This window comes from Microbulbifer sp. ABF4_107 (genome assembly GCF_056312215.1).
The window spans coordinates 352,501-372,703 of sequence record NZ_CM149983.1 but is presented as its reverse complement, the minus strand read 5'-3'; the positions used below and the strand labels follow the sequence as shown (position 1 = coordinate 372,703).

At 55.9% G+C, this 20,203-nt stretch carries 13 protein-coding genes and 2 rRNA genes; 3 read left to right on the top strand and 12 right to left on the bottom strand.

Going from position 1 to position 20,203, the window contains the following annotated elements; all coding sequences use genetic code 11:
* Positions 1 to 23 precede the first annotated feature (23 nt).
* Together ACYX4K_RS01375 and ACYX4K_RS01370 are read left to right on the top strand one after the other, a co-directional pair.
* Complete coding sequence (locus tag ACYX4K_RS01375; protein ID WP_475093879.1) at positions 24 to 2,099, top strand: M13 family metallopeptidase; 2,076 nt, start codon at positions 24 to 26, stop codon at positions 2,097 to 2,099.
* Positions 2,100 to 2,220: 121 nt separating this feature from the next.
* Entirely contained in the window at positions 2,221 to 4,107 is a 1,887-nt protein-coding gene (locus ACYX4K_RS01370; protein ID WP_475093880.1) for an MFS transporter, read from the top strand.
* Between the two features lie 113 nt (positions 4,108 to 4,220).
* Here ACYX4K_RS01370 and tpx read toward each other — a convergent pair whose 3' ends face one another.
* From tpx to prfC, 5 genes are all read right to left on the bottom strand, one after another.
* Complete coding sequence (gene tpx / locus ACYX4K_RS01365; RefSeq protein WP_475093881.1) at positions 4,221 to 4,715, bottom strand: thiol peroxidase; 495 nt, start codon at positions 4,713 to 4,715, stop codon at positions 4,221 to 4,223.
* A 153-nt stretch (positions 4,716 to 4,868) separates the two neighbouring features.
* Positions 4,869 to 6,287: a M20/M25/M40 family metallo-hydrolase gene (locus tag ACYX4K_RS01360; RefSeq protein WP_475093882.1), complete on the bottom strand. Its 1,419-nt coding sequence runs from the start codon at positions 6,285 to 6,287 to the stop codon at positions 4,869 to 4,871.
* Positions 6,288 to 6,372: 85 nt separating this feature from the next.
* Positions 6,373 to 6,711, bottom strand: a complete 339-nt coding sequence (locus ACYX4K_RS01355; RefSeq protein ID WP_475093883.1) for a hypothetical protein — start codon at positions 6,709 to 6,711, stop codon at positions 6,373 to 6,375.
* A gap of 3 nt (positions 6,712 to 6,714) precedes the next feature.
* Positions 6,715 to 7,341 carry a lysophospholipid acyltransferase family protein gene (locus ACYX4K_RS01350; RefSeq protein WP_475093884.1) on the bottom strand — a complete coding sequence of 209 codons (627 nt, stop codon included), beginning with the start codon at positions 7,339 to 7,341 and terminating at the stop codon, positions 6,715 to 6,717.
* Positions 7,342 to 7,398: 57 nt separating this feature from the next.
* Positions 7,399 to 8,982, bottom strand: a complete 1,584-nt coding sequence (prfC, locus tag ACYX4K_RS01345; protein WP_475093885.1) for a peptide chain release factor 3 — start codon at positions 8,980 to 8,982, stop codon at positions 7,399 to 7,401.
* 108 nt (positions 8,983 to 9,090) lie between these two features.
* Here prfC and ACYX4K_RS01340 point away from each other — a divergent pair, with 108 nt between their 5' ends.
* Positions 9,091 to 10,863 carry an aminopeptidase P family protein gene (locus ACYX4K_RS01340; RefSeq protein ID WP_475093886.1) on the top strand — a complete coding sequence of 591 codons (1,773 nt, stop codon included), beginning with the start codon at positions 9,091 to 9,093 and terminating at the stop codon, positions 10,861 to 10,863.
* A 30-nt stretch (positions 10,864 to 10,893) separates the two neighbouring features.
* Here the strand turns inward: ACYX4K_RS01340 and ACYX4K_RS01335 are convergent, their stop codons facing one another.
* The 7 genes from ACYX4K_RS01335 to ACYX4K_RS01305 all read right to left on the bottom strand — a co-directional run bounded on the left by ACYX4K_RS01335 (position 10,894) and on the right by ACYX4K_RS01305 (position 19,861).
* Entirely contained in the window at positions 10,894 to 12,267 is a 1,374-nt protein-coding gene (locus ACYX4K_RS01335) for an MATE family efflux transporter (RefSeq protein ID WP_475093887.1), read from the bottom strand.
* Positions 12,268 to 12,321: 54 nt separating this feature from the next.
* Positions 12,322 to 12,846, bottom strand: a complete 525-nt coding sequence (gene rimI / locus ACYX4K_RS01330; RefSeq protein WP_475093888.1) for a ribosomal protein S18-alanine N-acetyltransferase — start codon at positions 12,844 to 12,846, stop codon at positions 12,322 to 12,324.
* A gap of 42 nt (positions 12,847 to 12,888) precedes the next feature.
* The gene (locus tag ACYX4K_RS01325; protein ID WP_475093889.1) at positions 12,889 to 13,686 is read right to left on the bottom strand and encodes a hypothetical protein; all 798 of its coding nucleotides are present in this window, start codon (positions 13,684 to 13,686) and stop codon (positions 12,889 to 12,891) included.
* A gap of 24 nt (positions 13,687 to 13,710) precedes the next feature.
* Positions 13,711 to 15,246, bottom strand: a complete 1,536-nt coding sequence (locus ACYX4K_RS01320; protein WP_475093890.1) for a 2-isopropylmalate synthase — start codon at positions 15,244 to 15,246, stop codon at positions 13,711 to 13,713.
* 531 nt (positions 15,247 to 15,777) lie between these two features.
* The gene (locus ACYX4K_RS01315; protein ID WP_475093891.1) at positions 15,778 to 16,257 is read right to left on the bottom strand and encodes a glutathione peroxidase; all 480 of its coding nucleotides are present in this window, start codon (positions 16,255 to 16,257) and stop codon (positions 15,778 to 15,780) included.
* A gap of 378 nt (positions 16,258 to 16,635) precedes the next feature.
* Positions 16,636 to 16,751 (bottom strand): 5S ribosomal RNA (rrf, locus tag ACYX4K_RS01310).
* 228 nt (positions 16,752 to 16,979) lie between these two features.
* A 23S ribosomal RNA gene (locus ACYX4K_RS01305) occupies positions 16,980 to 19,861 on the bottom strand.
* Between the last annotated feature and the right edge of the window lie 342 nt (positions 19,862 to 20,203).

The window sequence follows — 20,203 nt, the reverse complement described above, 5'->3', positions numbered from 1 at the left end:
AATAAAAGCCCAAAAGGCCAACTATGAAAAAGCTGCTTTTACCTCTGGCAATTGCCACGGCCATCACCGCCGCTGGCGGCTGCACCAAATCTGACAACACTTCCAGCGCGGGCGTCGACGCCAAGCCCGTAGCCGAACAAGGCACCGCCGGCGCTCTCAGCTCCGGTATCGACCTCAGCGCAATGGACACCACCGTGCGCCCACAGGACGACTTCTATGCCTACGTAAACGGCAACTGGATGAAGAACACCGAGATTCCCGCGGACAAATCCCGCTGGGGCGGTTTCAGTATCCTGCGCGACAAGGCCACCGAAGAAGTAAAAGCCCTGATCATGGAAGCCGGTGAGCATGCCAGCAGTGCCGGCGCCAAGCAGATTGGCGATCTCTACAACAGCTATATGAATGAAGAGCTGATTGAGGAAAAAGGTCTGAGTGCAATCGAGGGCGAGCTGGCCAAGGTTGACGCTATTCAGTCTCGCAAAGACCTGAGCGATTTTTTCGCCTACGCGGACACCGTTGGCTACAACACCCCGTTCGGCGCCGGTATTTGGCAAGATCTGAAGCAGGTTGAAAACTACATCACTGTCATCTGGCAGGCAGGCCTCGGCCTCCCCGACCGCGACTATTACTTCGATGAGTCTGAAAAAGGTCAGAAGCTGCAGCAGGCCTACCGCGAATACCTGATCAAGATGCAGAAAATCGCCGGTCTGGACAACCCGGAGCAGAGTGCTGATGCCATTTTCCAACTGGAAAAAAGCCTGGCAGAACACCACCGCTCCCGAGTGGAAAACCGTGATCCGGACAAGTACTACAACAAGTTGAGTGTTGCGGAACTACAGGCATTAATGCCGGCCGTCGATCTGGAAAGCTACCTGAGCAAGGCACACCTGGAAAAAGCCGAGAGCTTTATGGTTGGCCAGCCGGAGTATCTGAAAGCCGCGAACCAGATCATTGCCGACACCGATCTGGAAACCTGGAAGCGCTACCTGAAACTGAAAGTGCTTTCCGCAGCCGCGCCCTACCTGAACAGCGAAATCGCCCAGACCAACTTCGATTTCTACAGCACCACCATTCGCGGTGTTGAACAGATGGAACCCCGCTGGAAGCGCGCGGTGCAGTTTGTAAACGGCTCCGTGGGTGAACTGGTTGGCCAGCGCTATGTGGAAAAATACTTCCCGCCGGAAGCCAAGGCGCGCATGGTCAAACTGGTGGACAACCTGAAGGCCGCTTACAAAGAGTCTATCGAGTCCCTGACCTGGATGAGCGAAGACACCAAGAAAGAAGCCCTGACCAAGCTGGCCAACTTCACCACCAAAATCGGCTACCCCGATTCCTGGCGCGATTACAGCGCGCTGCAGGTGAAGGCGGACGACCTGGTGGGCAACGCCATCGCCGCGACCCTGTTTGAAACCCTGCACGAGCGCGACAAGCTGGGCAAACCACTGGATCGCGGTGAGTGGGGCATGAGCCCACAGACCGTCAATGCCTATTACAACCCGGCAATGAACGAGATCGTATTCCCCGCAGCCATCTTGCAGCCGCCGTTCTTTAATATGAACGCGGACGACGCAGTGAACTACGGCGGTATCGGCGGTGTGATCGGCCACGAAATCGGTCACGGCTTCGACGACAAGGGCTCCAAGTTTGACGGCAAGGGCTACCTGAACAACTGGTGGACCGATTCCGACCTGGAGAACTTTGAGCAATTGACCGGCAAGCTGGTTGCCCAGTACAACGGTTTTGAGCCGCTGGAAGGCGAGCACGTTAACGGTGAGCTGACCCTGGGTGAGAACATCGGCGACCTGTCCGGCCTGGGTATCGCCTACAAGGCTTACAAGATGTCTCTGAACGGCGAGGAAGCGCCGAAGATTGACGGTTTCACAGGTGATCAGCGTGTATTCCTGGGCTGGGCACAGGTGTGGCGCAGCAAGATGCGCGACGAGGCTCTGAGCGAGCGCCTGAAGACCGACCCGCACTCCCCTGCCGAGTACCGTGTACAGGGCGTACTGCCCAATATCGAAGCTTTCTACTCCGCGTTTGACGTGAAGGAAGGCGACGGTATGTATCTGCCGGAAGAAGAGCGTGTGGTTATCTGGTAATCAGTACCACCTTCGCCTCTTTCGAAGCCCCGCTTTGCGGGGCTTTTTTCTTTAGGTACGACCTGCCCCTCTCCGGTTGAATGGCTTACCATAGTTCTCAAAGGACTTTGGGGAGACCAAAATGGCCCACAAGAACCAGTTCCAGCTGCTCGGCAGCCGTCGCTTTCTACCCTTCTTTTGCACCCAGTCTCTGGGCGCCTTCAATGACAATGTATTCAAGAATGCATTGATCGTGATGATCGCGTTTCGCCTGGCCACGGATGAGGCGAACTTTCTAATCAATCTGGCCGCGGGCCTGTTTATCCTGCCGTTTTTTCTGTTTTCAGCTACTGCCGGTCAGGTGGCAGACAAGATCGACAAGAGCACTCTGATACGCCGGATCAAGCTGGCGGAAATTGGCATTGTGCTATTTGGTATCGGCGCTCTGTACAGCGGCAATAATTACCTGTGCCTGATGGTGTTGTTTTTACTGGGCGCCCAGTCCACCTTCTTCGGGCCGGTGAAGTATGCGATCCTGCCGCAGCATTTGCAGAAAACAGAGCTGGTGGGCGGCAATGCGCTGGTGGAAATGGGCACGTTTGTTTCCATCCTGACCGGCACCATTGTTGGCGGCCTGCTGGCGGGCTTTACCGGTGAGGGACAATCGGGGCTGCTGTGGATTTCCGCGGTGATCCTGGTGACAGCGATTACCGGTTATCTGGTGAGCCGGGCAATTCCCCAGGCGGTGCCACCGGCGCCGGATCTGAAGATCAACTATAACCCGGTGACCCAGACCGGCCGTATTTTGAAAGAAGCGGCGAAAACACCTGCGGTGTTTTACGCGATTATCGGGATTTCCTGGTTCTGGCTTTTGGGCGCGGCCTATCTCACCCAGATTCCCAGCCTGACCCGCAACGTGCTCGGCGGCAGTGAGTCGCTGGTTACCCTGCTACTGTGCTGTTTCACCATCGGTGTCGCCATCGGCTCGCTATTGTGCGGGCGCCTGTCCGGAGGGCGGGTGGAACTCGGCCTGGTTCCCATCGGTGCGGCAGGATTGACCGTGGTCGGTGTATTACTGGCCTCGGCAACCGGCAGTTATCAGCCGCCGGCGGAGGCAACGGTTGCCGCTTTCTGGGCCAATGAGGGCTCGCTGGGAATTCTGGTAAACCTGACGCTGATCGGCATTTTCGGCGGATTCTTTATCGTGCCGCTGTATTCCATGATGCAGGAGCGCTCCGAGGCCACCATTCGCGCGCGGATTATTGCGGTCAACAATGTGATGAACGCGCTGTTTATGGTGGTCGCGGCGGTAATGGGGATCGTATTCCTGAATGTGCTGGGCGCAAGTATTCCGCAGTTTTTCCTGATCATTGCGCTGATGAACGCGGCGGTGGCCATCTTTGTTTTCACCAAGGTGCCGGAATTCGCCATGCGCCTGTTGATCTGGCTGCTGTCCCACACCATGTACCGGGTAAAACACGAGGGCCTGGAGCGTATTCCCGCCGAGGGGCCGGCCATTATCGCCTGTAACCATGTGAGCTATGTGGATGCGCTGCTACTTGCAGGCGCTGTGCGGCGCCCCATCCGTTTTATTATGTACAAACCGATCTACCAGATCCCGGTGCTGCACTTTATTTTCAAAACCAGCCGCGCCATTCCCATCTGCTCCAAACAGCAGGATCCGGAGGGCTATGCCCAGGCGTTTGCGGATATCGAGCAGGGACTGAAAGACGGCGACCTGCTGTGTATCTTCCCCGAAGGTCAGCTGACCAAAGATGGCGAACTGCAACCCTTCAAAGCCGGGATTGAAAAGATCCTGCAACGCACACCGGTGCCGGTCATTCCCATGGCACTGCGCGGTTTGTGGGGCAGCTTCTTCAGCCACAAGGACGGCAGCGCATTCAGCACCCTGCCGCGACGTTTCTGGTCGCGCGTCAGCGTGGTGGCGGGGAATCCGGTGGCTGCGGCGGAAGTGAAAGCGGAGGCACTGCAGGAAACGGTTCTGGATTTGCGTGGAGAGGCCCGATAACCCCACTGACTCGAAAAGTTTACGCAATACAAACAAAAACGCCGCGGCAACGACCGCGGCGTTTTTGTTTGTTACGAAGACCAAACGGTAATCGAACAATTGTCGAGTAACGGTTACAGGGCGCCGATGGCACCTTCGTAGCTCGGCTCGTCGGCGGTTTCGGCAACCTGCTCGGTGTAAATCACTTTACCGCTCTCATCGATCACTACCACCGCGCGGGACAGCAGACCTTTCAGCGGGCCGGTCTCGAATGCCACCCCGTAATCACTACCAAAGCCTGAACGGAATGCAGAGCCCAGTTTCACATCGTCGAGGCCCTCGGCGCCACAGAAGCGGGTCATGGCAAAAGGCAGATCTGCAGACACACACACAACCACGGTGTTCTCCAGGGAAGATACCTTTTCATTGAATGTGCGCACAGAAGTGGCACAGGTCGGGGTGTCTACGGATGGGAAAATATTCAGTACCACACGCTTTCCGGCGAGGTCCTGCAGGGTAATTTCGGAGAGATCACCTTGCACCAGGGTGAAAGCCGGCGCCTGGCTGCCAACTGCCGGGAGGTCGCCAACGGTGGTAATGGGGTTTCCTTTCAGAGTGATATTGGCCATGTGCGTATTCCTTGACTTGCCTGTTGAAAGTGGAGGCAGCATGACGACGCCCTATAGCAATGTCAATCAAGCGGCAGGTAATTTCAGGACACAAAAAAGCCCCACAAAATGCGGGGCTTTTGCAAGGCTTTGAGCCCTAGGAAAGCATGAGAATCAGTGCTCGGTCGGCACGCGACCGAAATCCCCTTCCATTTCCGCCGCCAGGAATGACATCACGACCCAGGCCGCCACATTCTGCTTGAGGTTTTCCGGGTCTACCTTGTCCAGGGTGTCGTTGGGCGTGTGGTGGTAATCGAAGTAATCGCTACCATCCTGGTACAGCCCCATGGCCGGCACGCCGCGGGCAACGAATACACTGCTGTCCGGGCCACCGGAAGATTTATTGTTACCACGCTCGATACCCAGCGGCGCCAGCAGTTGCATCATCTGATCCGCGATGGCGAACTTGCTCTCCGGAATGCGGGTATCAAATCGCCAGACCTTACCGGCGCCGAAATCCGATTCGGACACCATGATGATCTTGTCCAGTTCGTTCTGGTGGGCATCCACATACTGCTTGGCGCCCACGAGGCCAATCTCCTCGGCACCGAACAGCACAACACGCAGGGTACGGCGCGGGCGCTGGGGCAGCTCCGAGATCAGTCGCGCGGTTTCCATTACGATGGCTACGCCAGCCCCATCGTCCAGGGCGCCGGTGCCCTCGTCCCAGCTGTCCAGGTGTGCGCCGATCAGCACCACTTCTTCCGGCTTCTCGCGGCCAACGACTTCGCCGATCACGTTGAAGGAGGGGCCATCGGCCAGTGGCTCGTTATGTACATCCAGTTTTACTTCCACCGGCTTACCACGCTCGAGCATGGCTTCCAGCAGGTTCGCATCCGGAGCGGACAACGCCAGCGCCGGTACCGGGTTTTCAACACCGTCGATGGACATCATACCGGTGTGTGCAAAGCGGTCGGAGTCGGTGCCCACTGAACGCAGCAACATTGCTGCAGCGCCTTTTTCCGCTGCGGCGCGCATCCCCTTGCTGCGCCCCTGTACTGCCGGGCCGTAGCCCTCTCCGGTGCGGGCGCGCTCCATGCGCTTGTTAATGAAGGCGATCTTGCCTTTCACCTTGCGCGCCGGCGCCTTCATCAGCGCTTCCACATCCGCGAACTCCACGATCTCCGCGGTGAGGCCGCCCTCTGGGGTTGACGCACCGTAGCCTAGAGAGGAAACCACCAGTGGCTGCGGGAAAGGAGCGGTAACTTCCGCATGTGCATGACCGCGCGCCCAGCGCTTCACGTCGATCTGCTCGGTGTACACACGGTCGAAACCGAGGTCTTTCATTTTCTGTTGCGCCCATGCCACCGCGCGCTCGTCACCTTTGGTACCGGCGCGACGGGGGCCGACCTCCACGGTGAGAGATTCCACCAGGCTGTATGCGTCGGAGGATTCCAGCGCGCGATCCCGCAGCACTTCCGCCACGGACAAATCCTCCTGCTTCAGTGGTACGGCTTGCGCGGTAGCAACCAGTAGCGCAGCGGCAAAGCCTCCGGTAATGGCAGTAAGAGGTTTCAACACTCGGTTCAACATTGGCTTCTCCAGTTACAACTCGTGGAAATTATTTTATTGGTCAGAATTCGGTATTAACGGCACACGCTGCCGGCATGAACATCGGTCAGCCCTCGGCGGGAAGGGCGAGTAATCGCTCTCGCACTGCGCGCAGCTGCTCAAGCCCGGTATCAGAAAACAGGTAAGGCATCTTGCCGGTGTACTCGTTTTCTTCGATTTGCAGGCATTCCAGGCGCAGCGCCTCCAGCGGCGGATCGTGCCGCATGGGGTAGCCAATCAGCACACGCCATTCATTGTCATCCGCCTGCCCGGCAATCACATCTTCCAGCCCCTGCTGAAACTGCGCGCGCTCCATCCGAAAACGCGGCGTGCGCATATGCATCAGCCCCCAGATGATGAGGGCAAACACCGCAAAGGAAACAACTAGCGTTATGACGATCGTCAACAGTTACCCCGCATCCACAAAGTCGGTCTGATTTTCAGGGTTACGCCCGCGGTACTTGCTAAACCGGCGTTGGATTTCCTGCATATCTTCATCGAAATTTCCGGTGGTTTTATACACCGAGTCGATACAGATTCGCTTGGTGGGGAAGTCCCAGGCAACCAGCAGTACTGGCACATTCGCCGCGTGGGCGATGCGCAGAAAGCCGTTTTTCCACTTGGCTGCTTTTTTTCGGGTGCCTTCCGGGGTGATGGCCACCCACATTTTCTCGTGGTTTTTGAACTGGCTCGCTACCTGCTTGGCCATACCACCCGCGGCGCGCCGGTCGGTAGGGATACCCCCCAACCACATGAAGAGCCCCTTGAAAGGAAAAAAGAAAGCCTCCTTTTTCATCAACCAGGATGCTTTCAGCTTCAGTGCCATAATAAACGGCATTGCCACCACAAAATCCCAGTTGGAAGTGTGTGGAGCCAGCGCCACCATCAATTTTTTCTCCGCGGGAAACTCGCCGTCAAAACGCCAGCCCAATACTTTCACGATCAACAGACCGATACGCTGGGTAAGCCAGTTGCCCGTCCGCGGCATTTCTTCGGGCAGTTGTGCGGGAATCGTTGTGTTTTTTACGGCTGTCACTGCAACAATCTCTTCAATTTTCTGCGGAGTCAGGTTTGCGCGAATGCAATATTCAAATCAGTGTTCACGGGTCGCATAGAAGCGTACATCCGGGTAACGCTCTTCCGCCAGCTGCAGATTGACCCGCGTCGGCGCCAGATAGGTCAGGTGCCCGGAGCCATCCAGCGCAAGATTGATACTGGCCTTGCGCTTGAAGTTCTCCAGCTCTTTATTGCTTTCGCTATCCACCCAGCGCGCGGTATTCACATTCACATTTTCGTAAATGGCTTCCACCTTGTACTCGTCTTTCAGACGGTACGCCACCACCTCAAACTGCAGCACCCCCACCGCGCCGACAATAATGTCGTTGTTATCCAGTGGGAAAAACACCTGCGTGGAGCCCTCTTCGGACAACTGCTGCAGTCCTTTTTGCAGTTGCTTCAGCTTCAGCGGGTCCTTCAGGCGAATCCGGCGGAACAGCTCCGGGGCAAAGTTGGGAATACCGGTAAATTTCAGGCTCTCTCCCTCGGTGAAGGTGTCGCCAATCTGGATGGTGCCGTGGTTGTGCAGGCCGATAATATCGCCCGCAATTGCCTCTTCCACGTGGGTGCGGTCGCCGGCCATAAAAGTCACTGCATCGGCAATTTTCACGTCCTTGCCGATACGCACGTGTTTCATTTTCATGCCGCGGCTGTAAGTGCCGGAGCAGACGCGCATAAACGCAATACGGTCACGGTGCTTGGGATCCATATTTGCCTGGATCTTGAAGACGAAACCGGAGAACTTGTCTTCACCCGGCTGCACTTCCCGCTCATTGGTCTCCCGCGACTGCGGACCCGGTGCCCATTCCACGAAGCCATCCAGCATTTCGCGTACACCAAAGTTGCCCAGCGCGGTGCCAAAAAACACCGGTGTCAGCTTGCCGGCGCGATAGGCTTCCAGATCAAACTCATGGGTGGCGCCGCGCACCAGATCGATTTCCTCGCGGATTTCCTCGGCATCCTCACCCAACAGGGCCGTTGCCTCATCGCTATCCAGGCCTTTGATCTGGATATCTTCCGGAATCGTGTGGCCCTGGCCCTGCTTGAATACGTGGATGGTGTCGGTGTAGAGGTTGTACACCCCTTTGAAGAGCTTGCCCGAACCCAGCGGCCAGTTGATCGGCGCCGCCTGGATATTCAGTACCTCCTCAATCTCGTCCATCACCTCGATGGGGTCGCGGATGTCGCGGTCTAGCTTGTTGATAAACGACAGAATCGGCGTGGTACGCAGACGACATACGTTCATCAGCTTGATGGTGCGGTCCTCGACACCCTTGGCGCCATCGATCACCATCAGCGCGGAATCCACCGCGGTCAGTACCCGATAGGTATCTTCGGAGAAGTCTTCGTGCCCCGGAGTATCCAGCAGGTTCACAACCCGCTGTTTGTAGGGGAACTGCATTACCGAGGAGGTTACCGAGATACCCCGTTCCTGCTCCATGGTCATCCAGTCAGAGCGCGCGTGCGGCCCCTTTTTACCCTTCACCGAACCCGCCAGCTGAATGGCATTTCCGAACAGCAGCAACTTCTCGGTCACCGTGGTTTTACCGGCGTCCGGGTGGGAAATGATGGCAAAGGTGCGGCGGCCGTTGATGCCCGCCAGAGAGGAGGATTGACCCATAGTGCAAACAATCGAGGTGGATAAAAAACAGGCGCGCATTATACACGTCGGCGCAGTTCTCTGGGGGCTGTTAGACTGCAAAAAGTATTTTAGTTATAGAGGTGGATAATGAGTCAGGAACGTTTGGAAGCGCTGCAACAGGCTCTGCAGGCACAACGGGTACAGGGCTTTCTGGTGCCTCGTTGCGACGAGTACCAGAACGAGTATGTACCCGCATGTGACGAGCGTCTCGCCTGGCTCACCGGCTTTGACGGCTCCGCCGGCCTCGCTGCCCTCGCCCACAGTCGCACTGCCCTGTTCGTTGATGGCCGCTACACCATTCAGGCCAAGCAGCAGATTGGCAATCAGGCCATCGAGCAACAAAACCTCACAGCCAATGAAATCGCAGAATGGCTCGGTGATGCCCTGAATGAAGGGGATACTTTGGGTTACGACCCGCGCCTGCACACGGAGCCTGGCCTGGCTCCGCTCCGGAAACGACTTGAAGAACAGGGAATACGGCTCCAGCCGCTGGACGCCAACCCCATCGATTGTATCTGGCAGGACCGCCCCGCGGCGCCCGATGGTCCGGCTCGGCCCCACCCGCAGACGTTTACCGGCGAAGAGTCCGCCAGCAAACGCCGACGAATCGCGCAGCTGATTGCCGGCAAAAAACAGGACGCGCTGTTGCTGACAAACCCGGAGGTCTGCGCCTGGCTGTTCAATATCCGCGGTAGCGACATCCCCCATCTTCCTGTCGCCCTATCCATGGGTTTTCTGTACTCCGATGGCAGCGCCACTCTGTATTTGGCCGAAAACGCCGCCAGTGATGCCCTGCGCACTCATCTGGGACCGGAGGTAGAGCTGGTACACGACAAAGCGGAACTCTTCCAGGCTGCCGAGCGCCGGCACGTGCAGAGCGTGTGGGCAGACCCGTTGCTCAGCAACTGCTGGAGCCTGCAGCAACTGCGCGACCGGGATATTCAGGTACTGCTGGAAAGGGACCCGATCACCAGCGCCAAGGCACGCAAAAATGCCACCGAGCTGGAGGGCAGTCGCGCCGCGCACATCCGCGACGGGGCCGCTCTGTGTGAATTCCTGGCCGAGCTACCGGGCGCGGTGCAAGGCGACAATTTTGGCGAACTGGAAGCGGTCAAACTGCTGCGCAGCAAACGGGAACAGCGCGAGGGGTTTACCGACGACAGCTTTGACTCCATCTCCGGCTATCGCGGGAATGGCGCCATCGTGCACTACCGGGTTACCCCGGAATCCAGCCTGCCCTTGGGGGCGGAAGGGATTTACCTGATCGACTCTGGCGGCCAGTATCCGGACGGCACCACCGACGTGACCCGCACGGTAGCACTGGGCGAAATTCCCGAAGCAGCTCGGGATCATTTCACCCGTGTCCTGAAAGGCCATATCGGCATCGCCACCCTGCGCTTTCCCACCGGTACCTGCGGCGAGCAGATCGACGCCTTCGCGCGCAAATCACTCTGGGATGCAGGTCTGGATTATGCCCACGGCACCGGCCATGGCGTGGGTAGCTTTTTGAGCGTGCATGAGGGGCCACAGCGTATCGGCAAGGCCAATACCAATGTGGCACTGGAAGCCGGAATGATCGTATCTAACGAGCCAGGGTTTTACCTGACAGGCGAATACGGCATCCGAATTGAAAACCTGATCTTCGTAAGGGAAAGCACGGAATTTGCTGGCTTTCTTGAGTTTGAGGATCTGACACTGGCGCCCATCGACCGCGCGCTGATCAACCCAGAACTACTCAGCGATACCGAATTGCAGTGGCTCAATAGTTATCACGAAAAAGTCTGTGCAACCCTGAGCCCTCTTGTGAATGAATCTACGCGCGCGTGGCTCGAAGCAGCAACTGCGCCAATCACTCGATAGCGGCTCAGCTTCTGAATGGCAGGGCGCCCGTTAACCGGGCGCCGCAACGGAAACTTTGCTCGCGTATTTTTTCAAATATTTGCGCAACCACCACCAGGCCAACAGCCCCAGCAACAGATTCGAAACCAACGTTGCCAGAAACAGGCCGGTAATGCCCCAGAAGTGATTCCCCAGCCAGGCAAGAGGCAAATAAATCCCCAGCACCCGCAAGAAAGAAATCATCGTCGCTGGTAACGGGTGCCCCAGGCCATTGAACGCCGCATTGGCGGACATCACAAAGCCGTAGCCCGCGTAGCTGAATGGCACCAGGCACAAATAGGCGATCGCGACATCGAGAACCTGCGGGGAATCACTGAACAACCCCGCTATGGATCCACCGACCAGCCAAAGCAACAAAGCCAGACCAATACCAAACAGAATACAAAAGCGACCGAGCACGGAAATGGTTTCATCGAGCCGCTGCAGTTTGCCCGCGCCCGCGTTCTGCCCCATAAACGGCCCCACTACCGAAGACAGCGCATAGAACACAATCAGCGCGAGTGGCTCAATGCGCAGGGCAATACCGAGACCGGCCACAGCATCGGCGCCGTGCGCCGCAACCAGCGCCACCACCACGCCGCCAGACATGGGAATAATCACATTCGTTGCGATGGCGGGGAGACCTACTTTTAACAGGCTCGACCAGGACTCTCTAAGCGCACCCCAGTCTGTGGTAGGAAGAGACAGCAGCTGCTCGCGCCACGCCAGAACATACAGGGCGATAAAGAAACTGATACCGCGGGCAATCACGGTAGCCAGCGCCGCGCCCTGCAGTTCAAGACGGGGAAAACCGAGCAAACCGAAAATCAGCAAGGGATCCAGGATCAGATTGAAGAAGGCAACCGCCATCATGATACGCCCGGTCAGGGCACTATTCCCGATAGCCCGCAAGGCAGACAGGGAAACCATGGGTACCACCGCAAATACCGCACCGTAATACCAGGTCACCATATACTCGGTAATCATTGGCAGCAGCCGCTCTTCTGCGCCGAGCAGGCGGAACAGCGGTTCGATCGTAGCAAGCCCTAGCACACTGACAATCACAGCCAACAGTGTTGCCAGTAAAGTGGCATCGGTGACCAGGCGGCGAACCCGCCCCATATCACCAGCGCCATAGGCTCGCGCTACGGCCGAGGAAGTCCCAGCGCCCAGCCCAATCGCCAGGGCGTTGATCACCATCACTACGGGAAAGGTGAAGCTCATTGCCGCCAGCGGGCCGTCGCCCAGTTTGGATACAAAATAGGTATCCACAACATTGAACGACATGGTGGCGAGAATACCCCACACCATCGGCAGTGCGAGCCGCTGCAAGTGCGCGGCAACAGACCCTTCCAACAGCGAAGGTTGTGATTGATGGGATGGCATGGTGATTCCGGACTTAGATGATGCGCGGCCATATATGGGGCGCAAATTGGCCGCTTACAATATCAGACTCATCAGCAGCGCGTCTTCTCGACTGCCGTCGGATTTTGGGTAGTAATTCTTGCGTCGCCCATCTTCGGAAAATCCGAGCTTGTGGTAGAGCGCCCGCGCCGGGCGGTTGGATGCGCGCACTTCCAGCAGCACCCGCGCCACATCTTCGGGGAACTGAGCAAAAATCTGCTGTAGTAATTGAGCCCCGAGGCCCTGGTTCCGCCAGTCCGGCGCCACGGCCACATCCAGAACTTCGATCTCGTCGAACAGACGGCTGACCACGCAGCAGGCTACGATCGTATTCTGGGTACCGGTATCCGATTGAGGGTTGCGCAATACCCAGCAGTGGTGACCTGTGGTCAGGCTGTCCCGGTACTGACCCGCATTCCACGGATGGCTGTGGGCGCTGCGGGCGAGCGCTGCCAGTTCATCGCAATCCAGTAGATTGGCGCGTTCAAAACGCAGCTTGTCCGGCGAAGACTGTGCGGACGTTGGATTTGAAGCAGGCGGGGGTGAAGACGGTGGATTCAAGGGCGACTTCCCTGATCGGCCATAGTGAGAGATCCAGTAGCACTATTTACTGCGAGTTTGTTCGGGATAGTGCTTGCGAAGCAGTTGCCAGACTTCCCGTTTGCGCGATGGATCATTCAATAACTCGGTCAGGCTTGGCATCGCCAGCACTGGAATCCCCTGCCACTCACTGACCGCAGACTCCAGCGGTACCGGGGAGCAGTACTCCTGGGCCTGAGAGCCCATCAGCCAGATAGACTTCACCGATTTGCGTCCGCAGGCGGCTTCCAGCCAGCTTCCACAGGTCTCCCGGGCATCACTGGCGCCGGCAGCGGTAGCGAAAGGGTTTTCAGCCAGAGGCCATTTCAGCTTGTCGCGCTCGGCTGGCAACTGATGCCAGTCAAGGGCACGCACGATATTGCCGAACAGCGACTCCACCGGCAGCGCCGCTCCAGGCTCCCGACTATCCACCGCCAGCAGCTCTTCTCCCAACCACCAGCAACTGAGTACAAACGGCTGCACCGGTTTTTCCGGGGCTGCCACCGGCACTGCTTTGGCCGGTATGGAAACCTTCGCATCCGCCGTCAGGCTGCCTACAACACGCTCCACCTCAAGCGGAGTATCGGGCCGGGACTCAGCAGGCGCAGGCGGTGAGTTCGCGGGCTCCGGCACTGATGCACCCACCGAGTGCATCAATGCAGCTGCTGAAGCAGGTCGTGTTTCAGACTCGGCTGGCGTTGACTGAGTGGGCGGGGGCAGCAGCGCCTGGGTAGGTTCTGCAGCGAGTGGCAGACGGAATCTCGGCATATAACTGGTCACGCCCAGTGCCGCCAGGTATTCCGTCCGCTGTAGTTCGTTCACTCTGTTCCCCGCTGGCGTCTTGCCTCAGACGCCGGTTGGCTTGCTGCTTTTACTGGCGAGCAAGTTTAACGCATCCAGATAGGCTTTTGCGGACGCTACAAGAATATCGGTATCGGCCCCAACGCCATTGACCAGTTTTCCGTCGCGCTCCAGTCGGACCGTTACGCTGCCTTGGGAGTCGGTACCCTGTGTAACCGCGTTGACGGAATAAAGCTGCAGGTCCGCCTGGCTTCCCACCACAGACTCAATGGCCTTGAAAGTTGCATCCACCGGACCACTGCCCTCAGCACTGCAGGTTTTCCGCTCGCCATCGATCACCAGTTCCAGCTGCGCCTGTGGATTGCTGCCACTTTTGCTGCGCACCTCGAGATCGGCCAGCTGATAGTGTTCCACCGGGTCTGCCGCACCGGAGATCAGGGACTGCAAGTCTTCATCGAAGATCTCATGCTTTTTATCCGCGAGATCCTTGAACCGCTGGAACAGCACATTGAACTCCGCTGGGTCGGCAAAGGTAACTCCCAGCTCCTCGTAGCGCGCCTTTACCGCCGCGCGACCGGAGTGCTTGCCAAGGACCAGACGGTTCTGCCCCCAGCCGACATCCTCTGCGCGCATGATTTCATAGGTCTCGCGGTGCTTGAGCACGCCATCCTGGTGAATACCAGATTCGTGCGCAAAGGCATTAGCCCCCACGATCGCTTTGTTTGGCTGTACCGGGAAGCCGGTAATAGAGGAAACCAGACGCGAAGTGGGCACGATATGCGAGGCATCGATACCGGTCTCTACCGGATACAGATCCTGACGGGTACGCACGGCCATTACGATTTCTTCCAGCGATGCATTACCCGCACGCTCGCCCAGACCATTGATGGTGCACTCTACTTGGCGAACACCATTCATCACCGCAGAAAGGGAGTTGGCCACGGCCAGGCCCAAGTCGTTATGACAGTGAGTAGAGAAAATCGCCAGGTCGGAATTGGGTACATTCTCAATGACCCGCTTGAACATGGCACCATACTCTCCCGGTTCACCGTAACCGACGGTATCGGGGATATTGATGGTGCCGGCACCGGCCTTGATGACCGCTTCGATAATCCGGTACATAAATTCCGGTTCAGAGCGGCTGCCGTCCTCCAGGGAAAACTCGACATCATCGGTAAACTGGCGCGCAGTTTTTACCGCCTCTACCGCCTGACGCAACACATCTTCCGGCTCCATCTGAAGCTTGTACTTCATATGGATGGGTGAGGTGGCAATAAAGGTGTGAATGCGGGAAGCATTGGCCTTTTTGAGCGCTTCGCCGGCACGCAGAATATCGGGCCCGACGGCACGGGCAAGGCTACATACACGGGAATCTTTTACGGTTTCTGCCACCGCCTGCACAGCTTCAAAATCGCCCTGACTGGCAATAGCGAAGCCGGCCTCGATGACGTCGACCCGCATGCGCTCCAGCATGGAGGCGATACGGATTTTTTCGTCCTTGGTCATGGAAGCGCCGGGGCTTTGCTCGCCGTCGCGCAAGGTGGTATCGAAAATGACTAATTTATCTTTTTTAGCGTTCATCAGGGCTCTTCTCCTAGTCTGGCCCGAGGCTAAACAGCGGTAACGCCGCTGTCTACGCACTGCTCGAATTAAGTACGGAATTCTGTAGAGAGGTATGGGAGTAAAATTATATGCCGCGGCGCGGCAGTCGTAGCAGGCGTGCTAGTAGTAGGAGGGCAGTGAAGCTCGCAGCGGGATAGCGTGAATAGGTGGTAAATGACGTCTCCGCGAAAACGCAGGAGACCCGACGCCGCACACCCGGCAACCATTTGCCGGCGGATTGACTGGGTTTCATGTCTGTATCCGTTTTCTGATTGATTAGTTCACTGCTCGCCAGTAGCAGAGTCCAACGCTAGCCCCTGCACTGGCGTCGCAAACTATAGTCCGATCACCCCCGACACATCAATACTCATCCTATTTGACCGGTTAGAAATAGCAGCCAAAGCAAAAAATAGATCAAACAATATAAACAAATTAGGATAAAACAACTTAGCGGAGCAAGTGTCAGCTGCCAGTCCCCGGCGAGATTCCCCGTTCGAGCAGGCTGGGCATCTACAGTAAGGCCTCAATATCTGCCGCAAGCTGTTCTGGCTTGTCTTTCGGCGCATACCGCTTCACCACATCGCCCTCACGGCCCACCAGGAATTTGGTGAAATTCCATTTGATACCTTCAGTCCCGAGAATCCCAGGCGCCAGTTTCTTCAGGTGTGAGAATAGTGGGTGTGCATCAGATCCGTTCACGTCCACCTTTGCATAGATTGGGAAGCTCACTCCGTAGTTAAGTGTGCAGAACTCCTGAATTTCGCTATCGCTGCCAGGCTCCTGCTGACCAAACTGGTTACAGGGGAATCCCAGTACAACCAGCCCCTGGTCCTTGTACTTTCGGTACAGGTCTTCCAACCCCTGATACTGCGGGGTAAACCCGCACTTACTCGCAGTATTTACCACGAGCAGGACCTTCCCTTTGAACTCATCCAGTGTTCCCCTTTTCCCTTCACTGGTTTGAACCGGGATAGTGAAGATATCGGACATGGGCTGACTCCTTGAAATATTACGGTCAATTTAACATCCGAATATATCGTACGCGTCCACCAGCGCAAGGTAATTCACAGGCCTGCTCAAGTTGCACAGGAAAACCGGGATTACCTGTGCATATCCTTACCATTTGATTTAGAGAACAAATTAAAACTTATGCACAGGGCGGTTACGCACAGAAACCTTGGACAGACTTGTGGGTAAGTGTGGGATATTAGGTGTGAGTGGCGTGGTTACTGGGGTTCGGAAAGCGTCTAAAAAAACGTCACCAAAGTTTCACGAAAATAACTGATTACTCAGCAAATTCAGGCAGAATTTCGCGCTGCAAGAAAGAAAAAAGGCCGTACAGTTTCCTGTACGGCCTTTTGAATTAAAACCTGACGATGACCTACTCTCACATGGGGAATCCCCACACTACCATCGGCGATGTTGCGTTTCACTTCTGAGTTCGGCAAGGGATCAGGTGGTTCCACAACTCTATTGTCGTCAGGCAAACTGGCTTGGGTTGGCTTGGTCTTATGGACTTTCTTCTAGTCCTGCGCTGCCTGTTATCGCTGTTTGCCTCGATCAGTTTCGTGATCGGCGATAACCCCAAATAAGTCGGTAAAACATTCTGTAGTAATACACCGCAAGTCGATACTCTCTACGCTTTAAACGTTTCGAGCTTTGCGCGTCTCTCGATCGAACACAATCCGTTCGTTAGTAACCATCTCTGTTGTATGGTCAAGCCGCACGGGCAATTAGTACTGGTTAGCTCAACGCCTCACAACGCTTCCACACCCAGCCTATCAACGTGGTAGTCTTCCACGGCCCTTCAGGACTCTCAAGGAGTCAGGGAGATCTCATCTTGAAGGAGGCTTCCCGCTTAGATGCTTTCAGCGGTTATCCCGTCCGAACATAGCTACCGGGCAATGCCACTGGCGTGACAACCCGAACACCAGAGGTTCGTTCACTCCGGTCCTCTCGTACTAGGAGCAACTCTTCTCAAATCTCCAACGCCCACGGCAGATAGGGACCGAACTGTCTCACGACGTTCTAAACCCAGCTCGCGTACCACTTTAAATGGCGAACAGCCATACCCTTGGGACCGGCTTCAGCCCCAGGATGTGATGAGCCGACATCGAGGTGCCAAACACCGCCGTCGATGTGAACTCTTGGGCGGTATCAGCCTGTTATCCCCGGAGTACCTTTTATCCGTTGAGCGATGGCCCTTCCATACAGAACCACCGGATCACTATGACCTACTTTCGTACCTGCTCGTCATGTCTGACTCGCAGTCAAGCGCACTTATACCATTATGCTCATTGCATGATTTCCGACCATGCTGAGTGCACCTTCGTACTCCTCCGTTACTCTTTGGGAGGAGACCGCCCCAGTCAAACTACCCACCATACACTGTCCTCGATCCAGATAATGGACCAGAGTTAGAACCTCAAACATACCAGGGTGGTATTTCAAGGATGGCTCCACTGCAACTGGCGTCACAGTTTCAAAGCCTCCCACCTATCCTACACAAATAGGCTCAAAGTTCAGTGCAAAGCTGTAGTAAAGGTTCACGGGGTCTTTCCGTCTAGCCGCGGGTACACTGCATCTTAACAGCGATTTCAATTTCACTGAGTCTCTGGTGGAGACAGCGTGGCCATCGTTACGCCATTCGTGCAGGTCGGAACTTACCCGACAAGGAATTTCGCTACCTTAGGACCGTTATAGTTACGGCCGCCGTTTACCGGGGCTTCGATCAAGAGCTTCGCATAAGCTAACCCCATCAATTAACCTTCCGGCACCGGGCAGGCGTCACACCCTATACGTCCACTTACGTGTTTGCAGAGTGCTATGTTTTTAATAAACAGTCGCAGCCACCTGGTCACTTCGACCGGCCTCAGCTTAGGGAGCAAGTCCCATCACCAAAACCGGCGTACCTTCTCCCGAAGTTACGGTACCATTTTGCCTAGTTCCTTCACCAGAGTTCTCTCAAGCGCCTTGGTATTCTCTACCTGACCACCTGTGTCGGTTTAGAGTACGGTTCGCAATTGCCTGAAGCTTAGAAGTTTTTCCTGGAAGCAGGGCATCAACCACTTCACTTACCGAGGTAAGCTTCGTCATCAATTCTCAGCCTTAGGGACCCGGATTTGCCTAAGTCCCCAGCCTACAACCTTAAACATGGACAACCAATCGCCATGCTGGCCTAGCCTTCTCCGTCACTCCATCGCAGCAATTGCAAGTACAGGAATATTAACCTGTTTCCCATCGACTACGGCTTTCGCCCTCGCCTTAGGGGCCGACTAACCCTGTCCCGATTAGCGTTGGACAGGAACCCTTGGTCTTCCGGCGGGGAGGTTTTTCACCCCCCTTGTCGTTACTCATGTCAGCATTCGCACTTGTGATACCTCCAGCAAACCTCACAGTTCACCTTCAGCGGCTTACACAACGCTCCTCTACCATGCTCAAAGAGCATCCGCAGCTTCGGTTATCAGTTTGAGCCCCGGTATATCTTCCGCGCGGGCCGACTCGACTAGTGAGCTATTACGCTTTCTTTAAAGGATGGCTGCTTCTAAGCCAACCTCCTAGCTGTCTGGGCCTTCCCACATCGTTTCCCACTTAACTGATATTTGGGACCTTAGCTGGCGGTCTGGGTTGTTTCCCTTTTCACGACGGACGTTAGCACCCGCCGTGTGTCTCCCGCGATTGCACTCCACGGTATTCGGAGTTTGCATGGGGTTGGTAAGTCGGGATGACCCCCTAGCCCAAACAGTGCTCTACCCCCGTGGGTGAGACGCGAGGCGCTACCTAAATAGCTTTCGAGGAGAACCAGCTATCTCCCGGCTTGATTAGCCTTTCACTCCGATCCACAGGTCATCTCCTAATTTTTCAACATTAGTGAGTTCGGTCCTCCAATTGATGTTACTCAATCTTCAACCTGCCCATGGATAGATCGCCGGGTTTCGGGTCTATTGCCTGCAACTGAACGCCCTATTAAGACTCGATTTCTCTACGGCTCCCCTATGCGGTTAACCTTGCTACAGACAATAAGTCGCTGACCCATTATACAAAAGGTACGCAGTCACCCCGAAGGGCTCCTACTGCTTGTACGTATACGGTTTCAGGTTCTATTTCACTCCCCTCTCCGGGGTTCTTTTCGCCTTTCCCTCACGGTACTGGTTCACTATCGGTCAGCTGGGAGTATTTAGCCTTGGAGGATGGTCCCCCCATGTTCAGTCAAGATAACACGTGTCCCGACCTACTCGATTTCAATCAATGTGCCTTTTCGTGTACGGGGCTATCACCCTGTATCGCGGAACTTTCCAGATCCTTCCACTAAGACATAAAGACCTTAAGGGCTAATCCCCTTTCGCTCGCCGCTACTCAGGGAATCTCGGTTGATTTCTTTTCCTCCGGGTACTTAGATGTTTCAGTTCCCCGGGTTCGCCTCCCTAACCTATGTATTCAGTTAGGGATACTCCTAAAAGGAGTGGGTTTCCCCATTCGGACATCCTAGGATCAAAGCTTGTGTGCCAGCTCCCCTAGACTTTTCGCAGGCTCCTACGTCCTTCATCGCCTCCAGCTGCCAAGGCATCCACCGTATACGCTTAGTCGCTTGACCATACAACACAAACGACTACTAACGACTTTGTGCTTCCCCAAATCGCCTTATGCGGCGTTGCTGCTCCTTACTCAGTCGGTCACATACTAATGTACGCTCCCTTCTTCGTTCGTCGCGCGCCTTGCCTAAGACAATTTGGCTTCGCACAACCTTATCGAAGGGTATTCAATAAGGTTTCCGGATTTGTGTGCTTGAGAGACACACATTTCTATTGATGTTGAGTATTGTTAGTACTCAACCTCGCCTTGCAGTGTATTACTACAAAATGTTTTACCTTGTTAAAGAACATCTGATGTAAAAATCAGAAAGCTGAACTCTTATCGTTTGACAAGAAATCAGGTT